The sequence below is a fragment of the Pelorhabdus rhamnosifermentans genome (genome assembly GCF_018835585.1).
GTDB lineage: Bacteria > Bacillota > Negativicutes > UMGS1260 > UMGS1260 > Pelorhabdus > Pelorhabdus rhamnosifermentans.
The window spans coordinates 33,418-53,968 of record NZ_JAHGVE010000025.1; the positions used below are offsets into that span (position 1 = coordinate 33,418).

A 20,551-nucleotide genomic window follows, 5' to 3' on the forward strand; every position below is an offset into this window, starting at 1 on the left:
CTATATACGAAATTTATTTAGACTCTCTTTTAATTCGTTTGCTGAATGTGCTAAATCATCACTTGAAGCGGCAATTTGCTGCATGGATGCGGATTGTTCTTCTGTTGCCGCAGAAACAGTTTGTGTATGGGCCGCAGTCTCATTCATAACGTGATTAATTTCCTTCGAAGCATCTTCTACAATATGACCATTAGCAAATAACGTATCTACACGTGATAATACCTGTGAAGTTTTTTGCTGTACATTTTTGATTAAATCCGAAATCTCCACGAAATGCGCCTCTGCTTCATTAACATGTTTCATACCTGAAGAGACATCGCTAGATGATTGATCAACTGCCGTCACAGCATCACTCACACCTTGCTTGATTTCTTCTATCAATACAATAATCTGACTTGCCGAATCCTGCGACTGTTCCGCAAGTTTCCGAACTTCGTCGGCAACTACAGCAAATCCCCGTCCTTGTTCACCAGCCCGTGCCGCCTCGATCGCAGCATTTAGCGCTAATAAATTGGTCTGGGCAGCAATACTAGAAATCATATTGACAATTTCACCAATTTTCGTTGTTCCCCCTGATAATTTAACGACAGTTTCACTTACATTTTTCGTACTTGCATTGATGTTTTCCATCTGCACCCTAGCAGCTTGGGCCGTTTCAGTCCCTTTCGCAGTACGTTCCACTGCAAGGCTGGCAGAACTATTAACATCTTCCGTATTGCTCTTCATGGCATTAATTTCTTGCATGAAACCATCAAATGTCGTATACACCTTATCCATAGCCTTTTGTCCATGTACCGTTTCTGTCGCAACTTTGGTAACCGCTTCTGCCACTTGAGTTGCACTCTGCGCCGACTGATTTGCGCTTTCTTTCAACTGCAAAGAGGAAGTCGCAGTATGACTAGCTGATTCACTAACCTTGCTAATCAACGCCCATAGCTTTTCTCGCATCTGGAGCATAGCCATATGCAAAATACCTACTTCATCTTTCGCCTGATAATTAGAGCGATCAATTGTTTCCAAAGTAGACTTGGTCAAATCGCCTTGAGCAATTGCACTGGCATATTCCGACATTTCCCTAATGGGCCGTACAATCCGCCCCGCAATAACATTTACAATAAAGCCCGCTAACCCTAAACCGATAAAAAAGAGCACAACAAACAACCACGTAAGCTGTTTTATCGGCGCAAATTCCTGTGCAGTCGGAGCAACCGTAAAGACTCCCCATTTATCCTGGGTAGGGACAAACGCGACAATGGACTCAATACCATCAATTTGTGTAATAATATATCCCTTATTCCCCTGGTGGATACTCTCCATCGCTTGCGTTAACTGTTCATTGCCAAAATCTTTAATACTGCTCTTCATGATAAGGTCTTCCTTGGGATGACTAACAATCATTCCATCAGGAGCTACTAGTATACAATAACCAGCTTGACCAATTTTTGTTTCACTAAATCCTTTGGTGAATTCTTCAAGTGGAATACCACCAACTACCGCACCAATCACATGATTATTCACTGATACAGGAGCAGCACCTACCACAATTGTTTGGCCCGTAGTCACAGAGACAATCGGATTATCCAAGAATGTCTTTCCCTCGGGAAGTCTTTTTACATAAGCTAAACTCGATGCATCAACTAATTTTCCCGCACTTGTAGCCGCATTCTTGCCGGATAAGTCAGGCAAAAAGCTAACCGGATTCCAATGAGAATAATCGTCATGCATGCGTTTTGTAAAAGCAAACTGTAACTGTGTGTCGGACTGTAAATGAACAAATTGAGCCGCACCTTGCTTGCCAAAAGAATCCATAATCGTTTTTTCACGTTGCATCCTTATATCAAAAGCATTTGCCAATTGTTGCGTCTGAATCTGAAAGCGTTCTTCTAAATTTGTCTGAAGAATTTTCGATGTGTTCCAATACGAAATGGCCATGACACACAGCAAAATGACAGCAATAGTGCTAATAATGGGTACTAATAATTGCATGCGCAAGCTCTTCATCCAAAAACCTCCTCGTAAACCGTATCAGCTCCACTGAATAGCACAATTCCGCTTTAAATAAATTAGTACGGTTGGTCTCTGTTACTAAAGACCAACCGCTCCTAACTATTTTGATTTTTCAACCCCATTTAGTTCTTTGCTGTAATCTTTATTTAACGCAGCTTGTTGAAATGCATCACTGCTAGGTAAAACCATTTCAAAATTGGTAATACGGGCAATTTGAACTTTACCAGCTTGTACGCCACCGCTTAAAATATGACCCCCGGACTTCCGATCATCGGAAATAAAATGCAAATGATAGCCAGTTACATTAATTCCATTAACATATTGCGGGCACCAAAAGCCAACAATGGTTCCCGGTGTATTTTGAATATCAAAAACAGACTGTGTTTTTGCAGCTTCCGTCAATGATGGATAAGGTTTGCTTTTGCCTGGAATACTGCGAGTCTTTCCGCTAAATACCCCATCAATACGAATGGCATAAATATAATTTCGATCTTGAATAATAGAGTCCAAAGCTTTTTCTAATTCATTAAAATTTTGTATATCATGAATTTCTCCCGTCCGCTCCGGAACAAAATCCATAACAGTTGCAAAAGGGGTTTTTACCTGATCATTAACCAAAACAACCTCTCCGGTAGATTTTACTTGATAAAAATTTCCACCTAAAGCAATCATTTCCCCATCTAATCTTTCCAGTGTACCAATGCCAAAACTACCATGCTGTTTTAATTCTTTAATTGTAACTTCTCCATCATAAACTCCTTGCAGTAAAGCGTTTATTGTCGAAACTTGATATAATGAATTTTGCGCTTGCGCACTAGCAATAGCAGTAAAAAACAATAATCCGATAACAAAAATAGCAATGCGATTAAACAACTTCATTTAATTCATCATCTCCATTTTACATAATTGACTAAATTTACTTCTTATAAAACACGATTCACCGCCATTCTCCAAGAAGCAGAAAGAGTAGAATAAAACATTATTTTATTTTATTTTCTGTTTTTTGGGGTTAAATCCTCTTATATTTCCTTTTTAAACAAAAAAAGGGACTATTGTCATATTTCTACTTTGTACTCCGAAACCGCTGTTTTTGTTCTTCAACACGTAAGCCGCTACCAAGTACATTTTTGTACCCAGCAGCGGCTTAAAATTATGTCAAGAGATTACTCTTCAGCATACAGTTCTACATCATCAAAGGAACCCCAATTTCCTGCATTTGCTTGATTATCGAGACCAATGGTTAATTTGCCATTAGTAACATGAATATCTTTAATAACCCATTGATGCCACTTATTCCAACCATCATTAATAATGGCAGTTGTCATTTTATCGCCGCCATAATCACTAGCAAACAGCTGAATGGCTTTTTCACCGCCACCACCTTGAGTCCAACACGATAGCGTATATTTTCCATTCTTTAAGCCGGTAATTGTCTGCGTAGCAATAAAAGCAAACGGCTTATCAGCCCAGTAGTGCATTGCACTCTTACCGCGAACATCTCCCGCGGAACTTGAATTGTTAACTGCACTAACATCACCTTTAATTGTCCATTGACTCAAATCACCCGTTTCAAAGTCACCATTTTTAACAAGATTCACCTTGTTAATAACATTGATTTTAGTAATTGCTGCTTGATCTGTACCAAGAACTGTACCACTCACTCGATAGTTACCTACAGCATCATATACTAGTTTTGCATTCTCCCAAGAAACAGGAAGCTCTTTTACCGAATCATCTGTATAAACAGCACCGATCACTTTTGGTAATTCTGTTGGTACGCCAATATTACCAGTAACATCTGCTGGTTCTAGTTCTTTCACAGTCGCTTGCACGAAGTGATTGTTTGGATCAGATACAAGCTTAAATATATCAAGAGATTCTAATGCATTGCCTTGGAAATCAAACATTGCAAGGTTATCCCATTCATCACCTTCACCATGTTTCCAGCCTGCACCTGGTGTTGGAATCCAATCTGGTTCCCAGTAGAATACACCTATACCACGTTTATTATTTACTTTACTTACAGCTTCCATGATGTTTCTAATTCCAGTTGCTTGACCTTGTACACTGCTCTTGTACCCGCCAAGTCGTTCTTCGTTTGGACCATAGCAATTTTTCTGAAAATCGCCGTTATCATTCGTAAAGCCAAGCGCTGTTTCTACGACAACAACATCTTTATTATAACGAGTGCTGACATCGTTCATATTGGATTCAAGTTGTTCCATTTTGCCATGCCAGAATGGATAGTAAGAAAGTCCGATAACATCAAAATCATTTACCTTGTTTTCTAAAATCAAAGAATCGAAGAAACTGCGATATAAACCATTGTCGCCACCATTTGCCAAATGAATCATAAGTTTGATACTTCTGTCTGGGTCATTGTCACGAACAGCTTTTAATCCTTGACGAATCATATTGGCAAGATTTTTATAACCTTCGGAACTTACCGGTTTACCTTCTGGCCATAACATCCCGTTGTTAATTTCATTACCGATTTGCACCATATCTGGTTCAATACCTTCGGCTGCAAAATCTTTCATAACTTTGCTAGTATATTGATATATATCATCTGCAAGTTGTTGCGCGTTATCATTTGCCCAGGCTGCCGGTTTATTTTGTTTACCGGGGTCAGCCCAGAAATCACTGTAATGGAAGTCAATTAGCACTTTCATACCTTTAGCTTTTGCCCGTGCTGCCATCTCCAATGCCTTGGCTTCATCACTATTACCACCGCCGACCTCAACGCCATTGACTATCGGATTGTTCCAGATTCTTAAGCGAACCCAGTTGATACCGTGTTGTTGTAAAATATCTAAGCAATCTTTTTCTATTCCTTGATCGTAAAATTTGCCACCTTTTAATTCAATCTCCTTTAACATCGATATATCTGCACCCTTGATGAAGTCAGGACGAATACCATCGATTGGATTTACATGAATTGCAGCTTCTGCATTCGGTGCACTAAACATGATTGTGCCTATCATTAATGTCGAGAGCATAAGTGAAACCAATTTGTTTTTCTTCATATCTTCACCTCATATATTTTATTAAAAAATATACCAGTTACTACTTTTCCGTAAATATACCTGCCTTGTACACAAAATTCACTTTTTTTACGTCTATGTATTAGAAGCTAAAAGTTAAAGCCGCATAAGCTACATCTTCATATTTGCTAAAACCGGCTTTACCTTCATCATATGGTTTAAGTTTGTAGTAAGTTAATTCTAAATTCGTACAGCTTGCTAACATATAACTTAAACCAAGCCCCCAGCCTTTATCACCAGCACCGTTGAATCCATTACCACCTGCTACATTCAATCTGTGGCCCCAGTAATCGGAATCTACAGCGTCATTGCCGAGGCTAAGAAAATCAGCATACAATTTCCAGGTATTTGCTGTGCGCCAATCCTGCTTGCCATAGGTCAATCTTGTCCACCATCCATGATCCTGAACGCCATTGGCGGTGGTACTCTTTATATCGGCGTTATTCTTTACATATTCACCAAGTAGATTTACTTTGTCACTCAACTGTGTATTGAACCCTACTGCATATTGGTCAAAAGCATATGGCTGGTCAGTCCATACATTGGTAAGTACAGGTATGTTTAGCCAAGTTCCCCCGACGTCCTCCCATTTATACTGATATTCCGTAGAACTTGTTTTTAATTTATCATTGGTTTTCAAATGACTGATAGTAATATGCGTAGCATCACTTGTAGCCACATCAATATTGGCCATAAAGGCTCCCATATTCACAGGTTGCCAACCTTCAGCAGCTAAATCGCCCCAGCCTGCAGAGACAGTAACATTATCACCAAACTTATGGGTTGCATAAATACCGTCGACTTGATTCTCCCACCAGAGAATACCCTGACCAAGGTTTACCTCTGTACGACCAATCGAAACTTTTGTATCGGCATGGTTCCAATCAAGACTAATCATGTCAAGTCTAAATGAATTCTGGTCTCTGTAGCTATTATCCCATGAATTGAAGTTTTGATTTTTGCCGCCCCAGCCATCATTTACTCTTATTGCATTTTCATATTTCATTCGGCCTGTTACTGATAAATTCTCATTGATTTCGCCATAGAAGCCTAACCGTAACCGTTCTTCAAATTGACTGGAATTGGATTGGTGACCGTCATTCGTTTGTTTCATTTTGTTATCTTTATTTTCATAATAGCGCAAGCGCGTATCTCCATACCATTTAAAAGAAGACATTTTATCTTCTACTTTTTTTAGGCGAACTCCCATATTATTTAATTCATCGGAATATTCTTTTGACAAACGATCCAAAGCTACTTTATTTGCATCATCTGCTTTATTGACATTGGACATCGCTTTAGCAACCAATACTGCCATTTCATAACGACTAATAGCTTTTTCCCCGCGGAAATCTGCGTCACCATACCCATCAACTAAACCAGCTTGTACCAATTTTTCAACCGCCGAATAAGCCCAATGGTCTTTCGGTACACTTGTAAACGGATTGGCCGCGGCCAAAACAACGCTGGAAAAACTTAAAGCACCTAGAATTACTGCCGATAGAAGTAACTTTTTTTTCATTGTATTGCCTCCTACTGAATAATTTAGTTTGGAGTCAACTGACAGAAGCAGGAACATTGTTATCCTTGTTTCCAATATTTCTCTCCTTACAACAGCCTCCTATCTTAACACCAATGAATTAACTAAGGTTGATAAGGGTTGTGCCTAACTGACCCTCGGTGACAAGAATCCTATAAATACCAATAATTTACATCATCGGAATTTATCAACTGCTTCGTTTCGGAAATTTTCTTAAACCAGTAGGCACTTTTTTTCGGATAGCGCTGCTGGGTCTTAAAATCTACATAAAAGAGACCGTAGCGTTTGTTATAGCCGTTTGACCACGACAAGACATCCATCAGCGACCACACATAATACCCTTTTACATTCACACCGTCCTCAATGGCTTTTAAAATATAAGCAAGGTGTTTTCTAATGTATTCAATCCGCGGCGTATCATTAATTTTTCCATTAATAAAATCATCTTTATAGCCCATCCCATTTTCTGCAATATAAATTTTTTTATAATTAGGGTAGTCTCGTTTGATTCTAAGCAGCATATCATACATACCCTGCGGAAAAATTGGCCAATCCCAATCGGTAGTTTCAACATTTGGATTGCTTACGCGAGCGCCAATCCCTTGTAGAGCAAATACACTTGTACCTTTTTCCCCTGTTCCGTTATGATGCATTTTGCTTTCACCATCATAAGCCTGTAAAAAATGACTGGAATAATGATTCATTCCTAAAAAGTCGATTTTTTTAGCAGCCTCACGGATAATATCCATATCACCATCATAAATCGTAAAGTTACCCTGATTTTTTGCGAGAATCTCTTGGATCGTCGCAAAGGTATCTGCACTATATTCACCTTTAAAACAGGCATCAAGCATAAATTTATTGGCAATAGTATCATCCAGATAAGCTGCTCGTTTGTCCTCGGCTTTGTCGCTGATCGGGTACTTGCCTTCCAACGTATGGACAATACCAATTTCGCCCGGTAGATCCATGCTTTTATATAGGTTGATCGCTTTAGCATGTACAACCATTAAATTATGCATAATCTGAACAGCTTTCGGGATATCATAGCGAATGCTAGGTGGAAAATTTCCAATAATATAGCCATTTTGTGCGATTGACCAGGGCTCATTGAATGTAGCCCACTTTTTTACGCGATCACCAAAATGTTCAAAACAGACTCTTGCATATCGAATAAAATGCTCCATAGTATCCCGATTTAACCAATCCCCCTTTTCAAAGAGTGCTTGCGGTGTATCAAAATGATGTAACGTAACAAAGGGTTCTACATTGTTTTTTATACATTCATCAATAAGCCGATTATAAAAATCAATGCCTTTAGGATTGAGCTCACCCGTTCCATCTGGAATAATGCGACTCCACGAAATAGAAATACGGATGCCATTAACGCCAAACTCTCTTGACAGCTCAAGATCTTCTTTATATTTATGGTAAAAATCACTTGCCTTATCTCCATTGAAATGGCTATCCGGTCTGTTGAGATATTCATCCCAACAACACGGACCTCGGCCATCTTCTTTCGTCGCACCTTCGACTTGGAAAGCTGCCGTTGCACCGCCAAAGATAAAATCACCTGCAAATGAATTCATTTTATTGACCACCTTTATCTATATTCTAATTTTCATAAATTACTTTTAATGCAAAGTTCAATGCTGCTTCAGGATTTCTCGTCAATTCGACATATTCTTTGCCTGAAGTTGTGGCTGACTTTGTACCTTCTGCATCACAATCATGTTTCAATTCATCGTACATCGAGGCCATTTGCGGTGCTAACACAATTAGATCAAAGTCATTGATTTTTTCTTTATGCTGTCCATATGCCATCGCAATAGAATCCATATTGACACCTTTTTGTTTTGCTCCTTTAGATATTGATTTTGCAAGCATACTGCTTGTTGCTCCACTTGCACAAAGCACCAAAACTGATAACTGTTGATCAGCATTTTCACTAACAGCTGCCTGCACAACCGATTGCTTCCCGGCAGCAGTCAGAGCTTGCACTGCTCCAAGATTTTTGGCTTGAATTTCACCGTTATTTTCAATTTCTTTTGCAAGTAATTGCTTATCATATACTTTGAAGAATGGATAATAAATCACAGTATCAACAAACAATAATAACGGAGCTAAGAGAAAGGACAATTTTGCAAAACCAGTACCTAAGATCAAACCCAATGTACCAGGCGTCGTCCATGGCAAAATATAAACAAAACCATTCATTCCCAGATTTTCGATAAAAAATTTAAACAACCAAACATTCAAAATTGGCACACAGATAAAGGGTACAAAAAACACCGGATTTAATACAAGGGGCGCGCCAAATAAAATTGGTTCATTGACAGCAAATAATACTGGAACAATAGACGTTTTTCCGACTGCCCTTAACTGTTTCGATTTTGCAATAAAGGCACACATTGCTGCAAACATTAAAGTCGCACCTGTACCACCTAATGTAGCAACAAAATAAGAAGTACCATGCGTCAATACATTCGTTGCATGTTCGCCTGCCTGAAACAAATTTAAGTTCGCTTCAATATTGGCAATATAAATTGCTGTTACCGCTGGTTCTACAATAGAAGGACCATGAATACCGATAAACCAGAACATTGCCATTGCACCATAAATAATTGCCACACCGATATATCCATCTGCCGCCGTAAACAACGGTTTAAATACTTCCAAAATCCATGCACTGAATCCCATACCGACAAGATCTTTAAAAAATATACTAACTAACCAAAAGAATAAAACCGATACTGCCAACGGAATTAAATCAGCAAAAGTTTGCGAAATATTATGCGGTACTTCATCAGGCATTTTGATTGTAATATTATTTTTCACGCAAAATTTATAAATATTAGGTATGATAAAAGCTACAACAAATGCTGATAATAAGCCCTTTGTTCCCATATATTCACTTGAAAATCCACCTTTAATAGACTCAACACTTAATAAAAGGAAACAACAAATGGAAACAATCATGACAGATACCGAATTAATTTGTCTCAATTTTGGCAACAAATTATTAAAATTATCTGTTAAACTCTTCGCAATGGTTGCCACCATTAACACTGCCAGAATTCCCATGGAATAGTTATAAGCTTTCCATAGTAGCTGACTGATATTTTCAGGCCAAACATAGCCGAATATATTGGGAACACATGCAACCAAGATGAACATACTTGAAAATAAAACTACGGGAATACAACTGACAAATCCATCTCTAATCGCTCTCAGATAAGAATTATATGAAACTTTTTCAAACATCGGTTTCATCGTTTCAATTAAATGAATTAATCTTTCCATACCTAATCCTCCGCCCTATTTTATGAAATTGAATTAATTTGTTTTTTTATATAAATTGATAAAGTTTTTGACGAGGTCTCGCAGTAGCATTACTGTCATCAAATGATCTTGCGCATGAACTGTTAAAAAGTTTACCTTAATTTTTTCACCGGAAGCTTCCATTTGAAGCACCTTTGTCTGCGTATTATGCGCCTCCGTAATCAGATCATTACCTTCTAGAATCAGTTTTTCTGCTTTGTCATAATCCGCATTATTCGCTGCCGCTAAGGACTCCATGTATTTTGATCTTGCATCTCCGGCATAAGCTATAATCTCAACAGTTATCATTTCCATCTCTTCATTCGTCATCTTATCTTCCTCCGCAATTTAGTAAATTTTATAATTAGTCACGATATTCCGCTTTGCACGATTTTTCAATAAATTCATCTGACAACTCCACCTTTTCAGTCAATATTATCTTTTTGTCTTTTGTTTATATTATATTGCGTTCAAATTTACTTTTGTTTTCGAATTTTGAAACAATTTTCATTATTTTCTTTTTATTGACAAATTTCCTATTTATTCTTAGAATGAATGGAAAGGGTGGGATTTTTATTTATGTTAGTAAAAATAAATCATTCCTGCTACGACAGGCTTACAGCTACAGAAAAACAAGTCATTACCTTTATTAATGCAAATACGGATAAGATAGCCAATATGTCGATCGGAGCTGTTGCTGAACAGACTTTTTCTTCTCCGGCAACCGTTTCTAGGACCATAAAAAAATGCGGCATTGATGGTTTTGCTGAATTACGATATTTACTATCCAGAAAAAATTCCGAATCGGAAAATTCCATTCAGGTAAATGAAATCTTAAAAAAATCATTATTGGAAGTAACTAATACAATTGAGCACATATCAATTGATCAAATTCTCCAATCGATTGAATTGATCAAAAACGCTTCACGCATTTATATCCTATCTAGAGGCTTAACCATACTCGTCGCGCAGGAATTTTCATTAAAATTGCAATTATTAGGATTTAATATTTTTCAGATTTCTGATGCAGCCATTATGAAGAAAGTTTCCACAGATATAAAATCCGATGAATTGCTGATTATTTTCTCACTATCCGGAACAACAGAAGAATTAGTTGTTTCTGCAGAAAATGCAAAATCTATCGGAGCGAAATTAATTACTTGTACTTCCGCTGAGAATTCCCCTTTGACAAAAATGTCCGACATTTCCTTATGGGGATATAAACATAAACATACTTCGATCACAAAGGTAGACGTAACTTCTCGCTTTCCGCTTTATGTATTATCAAGAATCATTATTGACTACCTAACACTAAAAAAATAATGAACAATAAAAAAAGTGCACGAGATATTGAAAATCAATTATCTCATGCACTTTTTTATTGTCCGATAAGAATTCATAACTGAACGCACAGAATTTTTTTACTCTCGATATAAGACACATTAAAAATCGTCTTGATACTTTGCACGCATCATACGAGGAAGAGATTTAAATACCAACTCATAAGAATGTTCTATTAAAGCCTTAATTTCTTTTTCCGGAATGCTGCCATCAAGAATTAAAGTATTCCAGCAGCGCTTATTTAAGTGGTACCCTGGAATTATACTTGAATACTGCTTTCTTAGTATCTCTGAATAATGAGGATTACATTTCAATGAAAGATTATCCTGGTTATTCCTACGAGACATAAGTGCAAACATTTTAGCGCCAATTTTAAACACTATTACGTCAGGTCCGAAAGGATAGTCCTCGACGGCACCTAATTGGGCCAAGCAATAGTTATAAAATACTTTGGAGTTCATTCTCTCACCCTTCCTTAGTGACTTCGCCTATTCCTTAATAGTCGTTGTTTACAAAGGCAGTTCTTCCTAGAATCGTCTTTTTCGAATATTGTTTATTTCTCATTTTATGACTATACATATTTGCATCAGCGATCTTAAAAACACCATCCAAGCTTTTTTCCCCACCGCTTGTCTTAAGAGCGAAGCCAACGGATAGATAAACAAGATTTTCAGGTTGTATGCTTCTAGTTTTTGCCGCTATAGATACAATTCTCTTGCGAATATTTTTTAGTCCAGATAACGTAGCATTCGTAACTATTATAGCAAACTCATCGCCCCCAATCCTAGCTACAATATCCTCTTTGCGACATGCTTCGGTAATTACATTTGCAGCCTTACAAATCATTTGGTCCCCAAAACTATGCCCGAAAGTATCATTTATCACTTTAAGACAGTCTAAATCACAGACAACAATACCTACTGGACCGTCTTGTGTCTCAAGAAACTCCATTTCCTGTTCAAAAAATGCACGGTTATAAAGTCCTGTTAACGAGTCATGTTGGCCGGCATATTTCAGCTTCTCATTTGCAGTAACCAGTTCGTCGGTCACCGTGTTGATTAGATGTGTTAATGCCTTAAGAACCCCAGAACTTCTTTCGACTATTTTATCTTTAGAAAATTTATAGCTTACGCTGGAATTTTCCTCTCCTCGCGTTACCGTATGTTCCAATACCTTTCCAGCTGTTTCAGCAAGAACTACGACTGTCATCGTAGCATTTAGTACTTGGTTAGTTTTGTTGCTATAATAAAATTCCCCATAAGTAAAAAAGCCGGATGTGTTCGCAATTTCTTGCAGTGGCTCAGTTTCAATCTTACTAAGCTCCTGTAGAAATCCTCTGCGCGACTCACAGGAATAGACAAAAACACTTTCAGCGGGATGTTGCCTAATCTCTTGACAAAGACTGACTGTCGCTTCCGAGATCATCCCAATATCACCAAAACTCAAGCGAACTTTTTCCCCTTCAACTAATTCTGCCACGAAGGAAATTGAATCGTCCTCATAGTAAATATCTGGTGTTCTAGCCAGCAGGGATCCATTTCTATTGACTAAGAGGGGATATTCCACAGCGTTAGAGAAATTACCAATTCTATCTAAGCCTAAATACTTCCGATAAATCTGATAAACAGGTATATTATCAATAGTATACACCCTTAAACCATCAACCTTAGTGACAGTCATTTCTTTGCCAATGGGTTGCCACCCTAAATGGGAATAACAACTAACCTTTAAATTTTCCCCCTCTAGTACAACCCCCACAACACCGTAACTTGTAATTTGTCCGTTACAAGAAACAAAGCAGCCAAGAGCGTTATGACCCGCATTACCACCAGTAACAGGCAAGCCAGGGAATACCGATTCTACCCCTTTTAAAACAGCGGTAGAATTCATCGTCCTTCCTGTAGCAAATAAAATTAATAGCTTCGCCTTACCGCCACCAAGTGTCGAGGCTATTTTACGACCCAAATCGAAATCATTTTGGTTTCCTTTTGGAAAGAATCCTGCTTTAACTACAGTCCGTTTAAAAATCGAAAAAGACAGAACTGTCTTGAGTCCATTCACTTGTCCATTTATAATTTCACCAGATGTCGTTGTACCAAGAATAAGAGCATCGGGAACCAATTCAGCAATTTCTGCTAACAATCGCTTGAAAAATTCTTGGTCACATTGGCCATTGAAAACCTGCACTAGTACAGCGGAGTTCTCGTTAGAACGCAAAATATTTTGATTGTTTCGAACAAATTCTGATAAGCCGTTAAAATCCTCATAAAATGTATTTATTGTTTTCAAACGGATACCCCCTATGTAGGTCGGCTATCATCCGGCTTTTGAAATTGATCTAATCGAAATAAAACAAAAAACCAGACAAATAACGTCTGGTATACCTTTATTTTGACAGCCTGGCAAACATAAATTAAATAATCTTTAACCCCATAACTTTACATCCTCTTCTTTAAAAGGTTCACCCAATTGCAATTATATTTCTAAGTCTGGTATTTCGACAAACTTCGATAAAACCCTCTTTATTTTCGCCTTAGAATTTAAGATTCTAGGTGGGCTTGCCGTCTACCTCCGGACCGGTTCCCACATTAACGACTGCATAACAAGCAAATAGACAATGAAAGCCAGAACTTTTTCTGAATTTTCAATACGAGTCACCCCACAACATAGAATTTTCTTGGAATGACTTTCTTTAGGCAAAATAGTTGGTCCAAACAACGGTAAGTTTTGATCAATTTAGTTTTTACAAACGAGTTACTGTTTCACCGCTTGGCTTAACCTGTTTAGAATGTGCCTTCCGTACTGGTGCCTTGTATTCCTTTGCCGTATCCTTTACTTCCTGAGGAATCACGATGGGATCTACCTTATTATAGTTCGAATAAACGATCTGCATACTCAATGTCGAGTTTGTTAAGAAGTCTTCCATTTTCGCCCGATCTTTTGGATGCACTAGATCTAAAAACAAGTTCGCTCCTTTGCGAATCGGATCTGTCAAATCCATATCCACTTCTGTTACCATTTTTGTTGCCTTATCGATTTTAACAGTATACGTCAAATCGCCGACAGCTAACAAAGCCATCCGCCCGATCGCAGTCATGCTCAATATATCTTTTTCCTGTACATTATTTTCTTTAACAGCCGCAGCAATCGCATCACTGATCTGCATACTATCTAATGTAACATCTATATACTTATAAGCGGGTGTTTCCTTCTGAAGCTTCACAGATTTCATCATCTGCAGCAGATTCACCCAAGCAGCATTTTTTTCATCTGCAGAAAGGTCATTTTTACTCACAGGACTCCACTCAGGAACAATCTGCTTAAACCATTTTTCATTAACCATTGTATAAACGACTAAACCACTAGGGCTTCTTTCAAGATACTGTTTCATGGGAATGGTCATTTCCTTATCCTTCATATCCCGAGTCCAAATACTTATATCACTTTTATAACCCAACGGGTTCGACTGAACATCGCCATTGATTACTGCCTTCATTTGTCCCATTGTCGTATCTGCTTGGACCGTTATATCACAATGCACACTGTTTACTTCCATCATATTTTGGTATACATAGCTCAAATACGCTTTTTCCGGCGACAGCTTCTCAGAGGCAAAAACGAGCGAACTACCCATTGCCATAAACAACAGCCCCCATACTAAAGCCAAACCCCAGTTGATCTTTCGCATAAATCTCATCCCGTCATCAAACTCCCTTTTATAAATTCCACTGCTTTCCATACAGTATTAGTATAGAATAGCCCCCTACGATTTACAATCAATCTTCCCGCAATGGGATAAATGGTCCTATATATTTTTTAACAGCTCTATATTCATAAAAAAATTGGCTAAGATCTCTCCAACTGGGTAAATAATAATTATTTTGTAGCGAGTGGTAATAGCGTCTGTACAATTTTTAACCCTTATGTTATTGGGTGTTGTTTAAAATCCTTATATTTAGCGGGTTGGTGCGTGTATAAATATATATTTTTCCTTTTTTAATTTTTAATTTTAATATATAAATATTACAAAACTGCGAAAGTGTAACATAGTTTTTGTGATTTTTTGTAAAATATTTTGGAAAATCACTATAACCTGTATCCTAGGGAATAATTTCTACAGGGTACTGTGACATGTGACAGTAAATTGTCATTAGTTATCACTGTTTGAACCAGATTTATTCCGGGTGAGTATTTAATAGTATCTATATCAATGGTTTATGAAAAATTCTCTGTAGTTACTGTGGTGACTCTATTGTTTAATTTGATTATTATTTAAAGTGACAGATTGATTTATACCTTAATTTTACTAAATTCATGATATTTTACATAGAAAGACCTCTACGACGAAAACACCGTTTTCGTCATCACCGCTAGGTGATATATTAGAATTATTCTTATTATTAAGGGGGAATTACGATGTACGATAATGTGATGAAATGTCCGAATTGTGGTGCTGATGCACCTTGTGGTGGACAACTTATTAAATGCCAAGACTGTGGTAGTATTTATTGTAGCAATTGTTCAGGTACTGGACATGGTGGTATGTGTCCATATTGCAATAGCAATGAGTCGAAGTCATTTTAATATCCTAGTCAAAATTCTGACTAGGCTCTGATTCACTCAGATATTGCTAGAATCATTGGGCTTTACAGTTTAATAGGAATTTATTACCTAATGATTGGGTGTTACTAGAGGACACTGAGATAAAAATAGAGGGTAACGGATTATTGATTGTCCGCTACCCTCTGTTTTACTTATTTACCCGTAATCTTTTTCAATACGTCATCTGTTATATCTTGTCCACCATAAGCGATAACGCTTTTATCGACAACAACGGTTAATCCTTTGTCCTCAGCTACCGCCTTGATTGCAGCATTTACTTTATCACGAATAGCGTTTATTAGTTCCTGCTGCTTTTGTTGTAAGCCTTGTTGTAACTGTTGGGATAAGGCTTTTTTATCTTGATCGTTCATGTTGGCTGATTTAGCATTAAAATCATCTTGCGCTTGTTTGACTGCTGCTTTGTAGGTTTCATTAGCTTGAGCCATATCTGGATGCTGATTAATTAATTGTTGATAATTTACTACTCCGACTTGAGATGCGTCAGCAGCATAGGTAGTGGTAGGATTTGTAAAAGCTAGTATGCTGAAAAGTACGAAAGCTGATAGAAAGATAGTTTTAAGTTGTTTGGTAAACAATGGACATGCCCCTTTCTATTTTTAGTTATTGGGCGGATTTTTTATGTTCCGTTGAACTCGCTTTTCCATCCACTAATCTCATTTCTTATAACTAATAGCTAAAAATCAAACTTTAGATTTCCATTTTTCCATTCCGAAAGAGTCATCTTTGCGTTAAACGCAGTAAGCCCTCTGGTATCAATTAGCTCTAATAATACTTGCTTAGCACGCTCTGGCTGAACTGGGACTAAACTAATTGCAGTTTCCAACCTAACAAATGTACTTTGGTGTTCCAAAAATGGCATCAACTTTTCTAACCCATATTCGGAATTTGATTTTAATTCTTTTCGTATTTTTTGAATAATCCTTTGTTGTTTATTATACATCTTGGAATCACCCCTCTCTTGCGCATCCTCTCCCTTTATACAAGATTCTAAGTATTCATTTATAATCTTCTCCAAAGGTCTCATACATTGCCTCCCTGATTAAAATGGTGTAAATGTCCACCTTCCAGCTGAATCTTTAGCAACTATACCATAATTTTTTAATATGTTCATTCCATAATCAAATTGTTCCTCAAAACTTTTTGTCGCTAACCAATCTCGTACTGTTAATCCACCTGTCCAGTAAGGTTTTGAAGAATAAAATCCGCTAATAGCGCTATGGACACTATCCTTACCAGACTGCAACGCAATTATGTTTTCTACAGTATTTATCTCTTCTGGATCAAATCCTGCTCTGTTTGCATTCTGTTGAGCTTGCTCTACGATATGATGCCACTGATTTCCTGCACCAGGAGATCCAAGAAAAGCCTTAAACTCTTTGAATGTCTTGAAGCCACCACCGCCAACAGATCCCATAACACTATCCTGGATTTCTTTATTCATTTGTACCTGTTTTTCCACTTCAGCGGCTAATTGTTGTGCATTATCCGGATTGTCTGGATTTATTCCTTGTGCTTTTAAACCCGTTTTCGCAAAATATAGCGCCATTGAATCTACTGGGTTAGGCATTCCGCTTTTCGTCTCGGATGTTTCCACAGTTCCAGAATATGTATCCTCACCCGTTAACGGATCGACTGTCCACTCTGTGTTTCCTACTACACGTACGGGTGGAATAGCAGTATCACCCTTCTCTGTATGCTCAAACCAAGAATTTGAGTCTGGAGAATAATAACGTTTTTCCCCTTCGACCTCACTTGCAGGAACTGGCGTTTTAACTACATTTCCATCTGAATCATGGGATATTACCTTGTACTGTCCATTTTCTTTGATAATGTTACCATCGACTGCTGTTGGATAAATTGTTCGTGGTAGTGAAACTTGTGTTTCCTGTTGACCGCTAGAAGTTGAATAACTTGTACTTAAAGTGCTTTGCGGTATACCATCGAAAGGAAAATAACTAGGTCCATAGGTATTTATTAACCCCCGATAAATATTAGCGGTATCCGTTACTCCTAATATGCTAACAGTCAGCTCGTTAAGAGTAGTATTCAAACCATGGTCTGTACGACTAGTAAGACCTCCCAATGCTCCTAGCAAATATGGATCAATAGCTTCATTTTTGCATGACCAATAGGTTGCCCAGTCGTAATTTACAAGTTGGAGAGTATTATCGTCGTTATATTGACTTAACGCTGCATAGTATGCAACAATTCTTTTCTTTTCCTCCATACTTGTGGCAGCATACAATAATCTCGCCATGTCTTGTTGTTGATAATGCCAGAGCCAATTATACTTCGTCCCACTAAGGGCAGTGGCAGCACCTGTTTGAGCATTACCACCTACTAACTTCGAAACAACAGCTCCAATAGCAGCACTTACCAATTGATGAATTCCCGCGTCTTTGATCTTGGCTAATTCATTCTGTACAGCCTCATTTAATCCAGCACTAGTTGCTCCAGATGTGAAACTACTTCCACCAAGGTCTGACATAATCCCGCCAGCTACTGCATGAAGAAGAATTTTATTATCTCCGCCATCATGCCATGAGTCTGCTCTTGCCATGGCTTCTTTGTATTCCGGTGTTCCCTCTTTATACTTGGCTGCATCATCAAGTGCTTTTTGGTATTGATTTAAAGCCAAATCACCAATCGCTTTATAAGCTTCCTGTCCAAATACTTTCGTTAATTCTTGTTGTTCTTGAACCTTTTTCTTATCGAATATCTTACCTAAAGCATTCAGGGAATCGTTCGTATTACGATTTAAGCTACTTAAATCTGTATTACCTGAACGAACTTCGATTGTACCTTGTGCAATACCAGATTTCGTAGTGCTACTTGCGTTTCCATTAACGGATGTGCTGATGTCTGGTGATACAGATAGATTCTTTTCAGCAACCAATACTTGTTTGCCATTTGCGTCTTTACCACCATCTTTAATATTGGTAACTGTATCCAGATTATACCCCGAACTGCTTGCGCTGTAATCCGCCTTATTTTGTATATCCGAGTGTGTCAGCGTATCCGTAGAGATTTTATTCTTATCCGGCGTAGCATCACTGGCAATGACCGCACCCTTCAGGTCAGTATTCTTGCCTACGTTGATGTCGAAGCCATTCCTACCTGCATAGATGCCTGCCTGTTCCGTTACAGAAGTATAGTTTGAATCTATTTTGCCTTTGCCTGCGGAACCAGTTATATTACCTAGCGGACCGCTGCTAATACTGATTCCGCTATTTTGATTCTTCGAGTTATAGTTATCACTATCCTGCTGGCTGGCTATATTCAAGTCTTTTCCTGCTTTTATTTCTACACGATCACCGTTTACTTTTGATCCCAAGATATTCGTATCTTTTCCTGATTCTATTTTCAGCGTATCTTTTGCTGTGATTACACTTTGCGTATGACTTACTGTTGTCCCATTTTCGATTCCCTGGTTTTTACTTCCTTCTACATAGAAGCCAGCTCCTTGGGCACTCACCTTCACTCCGATTCCGCTTGATTTTCCATCGCTTTGGGTGTTATTTATCGTTCTATTTTCAGCACTTTCGATAGTTACATCCTTTGCCGCTTGTATATGAACTTTATCTCCGGTTACAGTTGATCCTTCAATGACAACATTGCCGTCTCCCTTGTTACTTCCTGTAGCGATCACGTCAATATTTTTGCCTGCTGTAATTTGGCTGCCTTTCGCCTGGATGGCTTCACTTGTACTATTTTGCTTCATGCTGGTGCTGCCCAGACCGATATTGACACTGATATCTTTGCTGCCCCGTACGATATTGCCGTCTTTATCTTTTCCGACGACTGGACCATTTACCGTATTGTCAATTTTTTGATCGAGTCCCTTTAGTTCTTGGACTGCTTTTACATCATAAAGAGCGGACAGCCGGGAATCACTGACTTCTTTGGCTCTTTTTACGTCGTTTGTGATACTTTGTATCGTATCGATCGCCGGACTGCTTAACGATACGGTTAATCCACTTTTTTGGTATTCATAGCTTTGTTTTTCTCGTAAGTTTTCCGTTCCGGCTTCTATGTTTACATTTTCTCCACTGATTTTCGTATTTTGCCCACTGATCACATCGGAGGCTTGGATTTTTACATCCTTTCCTGCTTGAATATAATCATTTTTTATGAGTCTTGTATAGGATTCGTTGTTAGAAGACACTGAGATGAAAAAGATGTCAGCGGATTTTTGCGTCCGCTGACATCTTTTGTTTAAACTTAGCTTATTTACCCGTAATCTTCTTCAATACGTCATCTGTTATATCTTGTCCACCGTAAGCGATAACGCTTTTATCCACAACAACGGTTAATCCTTTGTCCTCAGCCACCACCTTGATTGCAGCATTTACTTTATCACGAATAGCGTTTATTAGTTCCTGTTGCTTTTGTTGAAGTCCTTGTTCTAGCTGCTGGGAATAAGCCTTTTTCTCATCATCTTTCATAGTCGCTGATTTAGCATTAAAATCATCTTGCGCTTGTTTAACTGCTGCTTTGTAAGTATCATTAGCTTGAGCCATATCAGGATGCTGATTAATTAATTGCTGATAGTTTACTACTCCGACTTGAGATGCGTCAGCATAGGTAGTGGTGGGCTGAGTAATGGCTATTATGCTAAAGAGCAAGAAGGCTGCCATAAAGATATTTTTCACTTGATTACTGTTAAATAACATTG

Annotated in this window: 16 protein-coding genes and 1 riboswitch; of the genes, 2 read left to right on the forward strand and 14 right to left on the reverse strand. The window is 38.1% G+C overall.

Annotation, left to right across the window (positions count from 1 at the left end; all coding sequences use genetic code 11):
- The 7 genes from Ga0466249_RS21170 to Ga0466249_RS21200 all read right to left on the reverse strand — a co-directional run bounded on the left by Ga0466249_RS21170 (nt 1) and on the right by Ga0466249_RS21200 (nt 10,242).
- Entirely contained in the window at nt 1–2,001 is a 2,001-nt protein-coding gene (locus tag Ga0466249_RS21170) for a methyl-accepting chemotaxis protein (protein WP_215831483.1), read from the reverse strand.
- Nucleotides 2,002–2,106: 105 nt separating this feature from the next.
- Complete coding sequence (gene budA, locus Ga0466249_RS21175) at nt 2,107–2,886, reverse strand: acetolactate decarboxylase (protein ID WP_215831484.1); 780 nt, start codon at nt 2,884–2,886, stop codon at nt 2,107–2,109.
- 284 nt (nt 2,887–3,170) lie between these two features.
- Nucleotides 3,171–5,033: a glycosyl hydrolase 53 family protein gene (locus Ga0466249_RS21180; RefSeq protein WP_215831485.1), complete on the reverse strand. Its 1,863-nt coding sequence runs from the start codon at nt 5,031–5,033 to the stop codon at nt 3,171–3,173.
- A 100-nt stretch (nt 5,034–5,133) separates the two neighbouring features.
- Nucleotides 5,134–6,573 carry an S-layer homology domain-containing protein gene (locus tag Ga0466249_RS21185; protein WP_215831486.1) on the reverse strand — a complete coding sequence of 480 codons (1,440 nt, stop codon included), beginning with the start codon at nt 6,571–6,573 and terminating at the stop codon, nt 5,134–5,136.
- A gap of 170 nt (nt 6,574–6,743) precedes the next feature.
- Complete coding sequence (lacG, locus tag Ga0466249_RS21190) at nt 6,744–8,180, reverse strand: 6-phospho-beta-galactosidase (RefSeq protein ID WP_215831487.1); 1,437 nt, start codon at nt 8,178–8,180, stop codon at nt 6,744–6,746.
- 25 nt (nt 8,181–8,205) lie between these two features.
- Nucleotides 8,206–9,894: a PTS lactose transporter subunit IIBC gene (locus Ga0466249_RS21195; protein WP_215831488.1), complete on the reverse strand. Its 1,689-nt coding sequence runs from the start codon at nt 9,892–9,894 to the stop codon at nt 8,206–8,208.
- Nucleotides 9,895–9,927: 33 nt separating this feature from the next.
- Entirely contained in the window at nt 9,928–10,242 is a 315-nt protein-coding gene (locus tag Ga0466249_RS21200; protein WP_215831489.1) for a PTS lactose/cellobiose transporter subunit IIA, read from the reverse strand.
- Between the two features lie 249 nt (nt 10,243–10,491).
- Between Ga0466249_RS21200 and Ga0466249_RS21205 the strand changes: the two genes are divergently transcribed.
- The gene (locus tag Ga0466249_RS21205) at nt 10,492–11,235 is read left to right on the forward strand and encodes a MurR/RpiR family transcriptional regulator (RefSeq protein WP_215831490.1); all 744 of its coding nucleotides are present in this window, start codon (nt 10,492–10,494) and stop codon (nt 11,233–11,235) included.
- Nucleotides 11,236–11,354: 119 nt separating this feature from the next.
- On the opposite strand, the gene Ga0466249_RS21210 is transcribed toward Ga0466249_RS21205, so the two are convergent.
- From Ga0466249_RS21210 to Ga0466249_RS21220, 3 genes are all read right to left on the reverse strand, one after another.
- Nucleotides 11,355–11,714 (reverse strand): MmcQ/YjbR family DNA-binding protein, encoded by a 360-nt coding sequence (locus Ga0466249_RS21210; protein ID WP_215831491.1) that lies wholly within the window; start codon nt 11,712–11,714, stop codon nt 11,355–11,357.
- A gap of 34 nt (nt 11,715–11,748) precedes the next feature.
- Nucleotides 11,749–13,542 (reverse strand): sensor domain-containing diguanylate cyclase, encoded by a 1,794-nt coding sequence (locus Ga0466249_RS21215; protein ID WP_215831492.1) that lies wholly within the window; start codon nt 13,540–13,542, stop codon nt 11,749–11,751.
- Nucleotides 13,543–13,643: 101 nt separating this feature from the next.
- Nucleotides 13,644–13,729: riboswitch (cyclic di-GMP riboswitch) on the reverse strand.
- Between the two features lie 267 nt (nt 13,730–13,996).
- A complete protein-coding gene (locus Ga0466249_RS21220) occupies nt 13,997–14,941 on the reverse strand; it encodes a DUF6612 family protein (RefSeq protein ID WP_246588941.1) in 945 nt (314 codons plus the stop codon).
- Nucleotides 14,942–15,669: 728 nt separating this feature from the next.
- On the opposite strand from Ga0466249_RS21220, the gene Ga0466249_RS21225 reads away from it, so the two are divergent.
- Nucleotides 15,670–15,837, forward strand: a complete 168-nt coding sequence (locus Ga0466249_RS21225; RefSeq protein ID WP_215831493.1) for a hypothetical protein — start codon at nt 15,670–15,672, stop codon at nt 15,835–15,837.
- Between the two features lie 170 nt (nt 15,838–16,007).
- On the opposite strand, the gene Ga0466249_RS21230 is transcribed toward Ga0466249_RS21225, so the two are convergent.
- The 4 genes from Ga0466249_RS21230 to Ga0466249_RS21245 all read right to left on the reverse strand — a co-directional run bounded on the left by Ga0466249_RS21230 (nt 16,008) and on the right by Ga0466249_RS21245 (nt 20,549).
- Entirely contained in the window at nt 16,008–16,451 is a 444-nt protein-coding gene (locus tag Ga0466249_RS21230) for an OmpH/Skp family outer membrane protein (protein WP_215831494.1), read from the reverse strand.
- 98 nt (nt 16,452–16,549) lie between these two features.
- On the reverse strand, nt 16,550–16,900 hold the full coding sequence (locus Ga0466249_RS21235) for a DUF2019 domain-containing protein (protein ID WP_215831495.1): 351 nt from the start codon (nt 16,898–16,900) through the stop codon (nt 16,550–16,552).
- A 15-nt stretch (nt 16,901–16,915) separates the two neighbouring features.
- On the reverse strand, nt 16,916–19,954 hold the full coding sequence (locus tag Ga0466249_RS21240; protein WP_215831496.1) for a hemagglutinin repeat-containing protein: 3,039 nt from the start codon (nt 19,952–19,954) through the stop codon (nt 16,916–16,918).
- A gap of 148 nt (nt 19,955–20,102) precedes the next feature.
- Nucleotides 20,103–20,549, reverse strand: a complete 447-nt coding sequence (locus tag Ga0466249_RS21245) for an OmpH/Skp family outer membrane protein (protein ID WP_215831497.1) — start codon at nt 20,547–20,549, stop codon at nt 20,103–20,105.
- Between the last annotated feature and the right edge of the window lie 2 nt (nt 20,550–20,551).

Bases quoted from the DNA above. Each gene is read 5' to 3' on its own strand.
- Ga0466249_RS21170 (WP_215831483.1), bottom strand. From the start codon at position 2,001: ATGAAGAGCTTGCGCATGCAATTATTAGTACCCATTATTAGCACTATT.
- budA (WP_215831484.1), bottom strand. From the start codon at position 2,886: ATGAAGTTGTTTAATCGCATTGCTATTTTTGTTATCGGATTATTGTTT.
- Ga0466249_RS21180 (WP_215831485.1), bottom strand. From the start codon at position 5,033: ATGAAGAAAAACAAATTGGTTTCACTTATGCTCTCGACATTAATGATA.
- Ga0466249_RS21185 (WP_215831486.1), bottom strand. From the start codon at position 6,573: ATGAAAAAAAAGTTACTTCTATCGGCAGTAATTCTAGGTGCTTTAAGT.
- lacG (WP_215831487.1), bottom strand. From the start codon at position 8,180: ATGAATTCATTTGCAGGTGATTTTATCTTTGGCGGTGCAACGGCAGCT.
- Ga0466249_RS21195 (WP_215831488.1), bottom strand. From the start codon at position 9,894: ATGGAAAGATTAATTCATTTAATTGAAACGATGAAACCGATGTTTGAA.
- Ga0466249_RS21200 (WP_215831489.1), bottom strand. From the start codon at position 10,242: ATGACGAATGAAGAGATGGAAATGATAACTGTTGAGATTATAGCTTAT.
- Ga0466249_RS21205 (WP_215831490.1), top strand. From the start codon at position 10,492: ATGTTAGTAAAAATAAATCATTCCTGCTACGACAGGCTTACAGCTACA.
- Ga0466249_RS21210 (WP_215831491.1), bottom strand. From the start codon at position 11,714: ATGAACTCCAAAGTATTTTATAACTATTGCTTGGCCCAATTAGGTGCC.
- Ga0466249_RS21220 (WP_246588941.1), bottom strand. From the start codon at position 14,941: ATGCGAAAGATCAACTGGGGTTTGGCTTTAGTATGGGGGCTGTTGTTT.
- Ga0466249_RS21225 (WP_215831493.1), top strand. From the start codon at position 15,670: ATGTACGATAATGTGATGAAATGTCCGAATTGTGGTGCTGATGCACCT.
- Ga0466249_RS21235 (WP_215831495.1), bottom strand. From the start codon at position 16,900: ATGAGACCTTTGGAGAAGATTATAAATGAATACTTAGAATCTTGTATA.
- Ga0466249_RS21245 (WP_215831497.1), bottom strand. From the start codon at position 20,549: ATGTTATTTAACAGTAATCAAGTGAAAAATATCTTTATGGCAGCCTTC.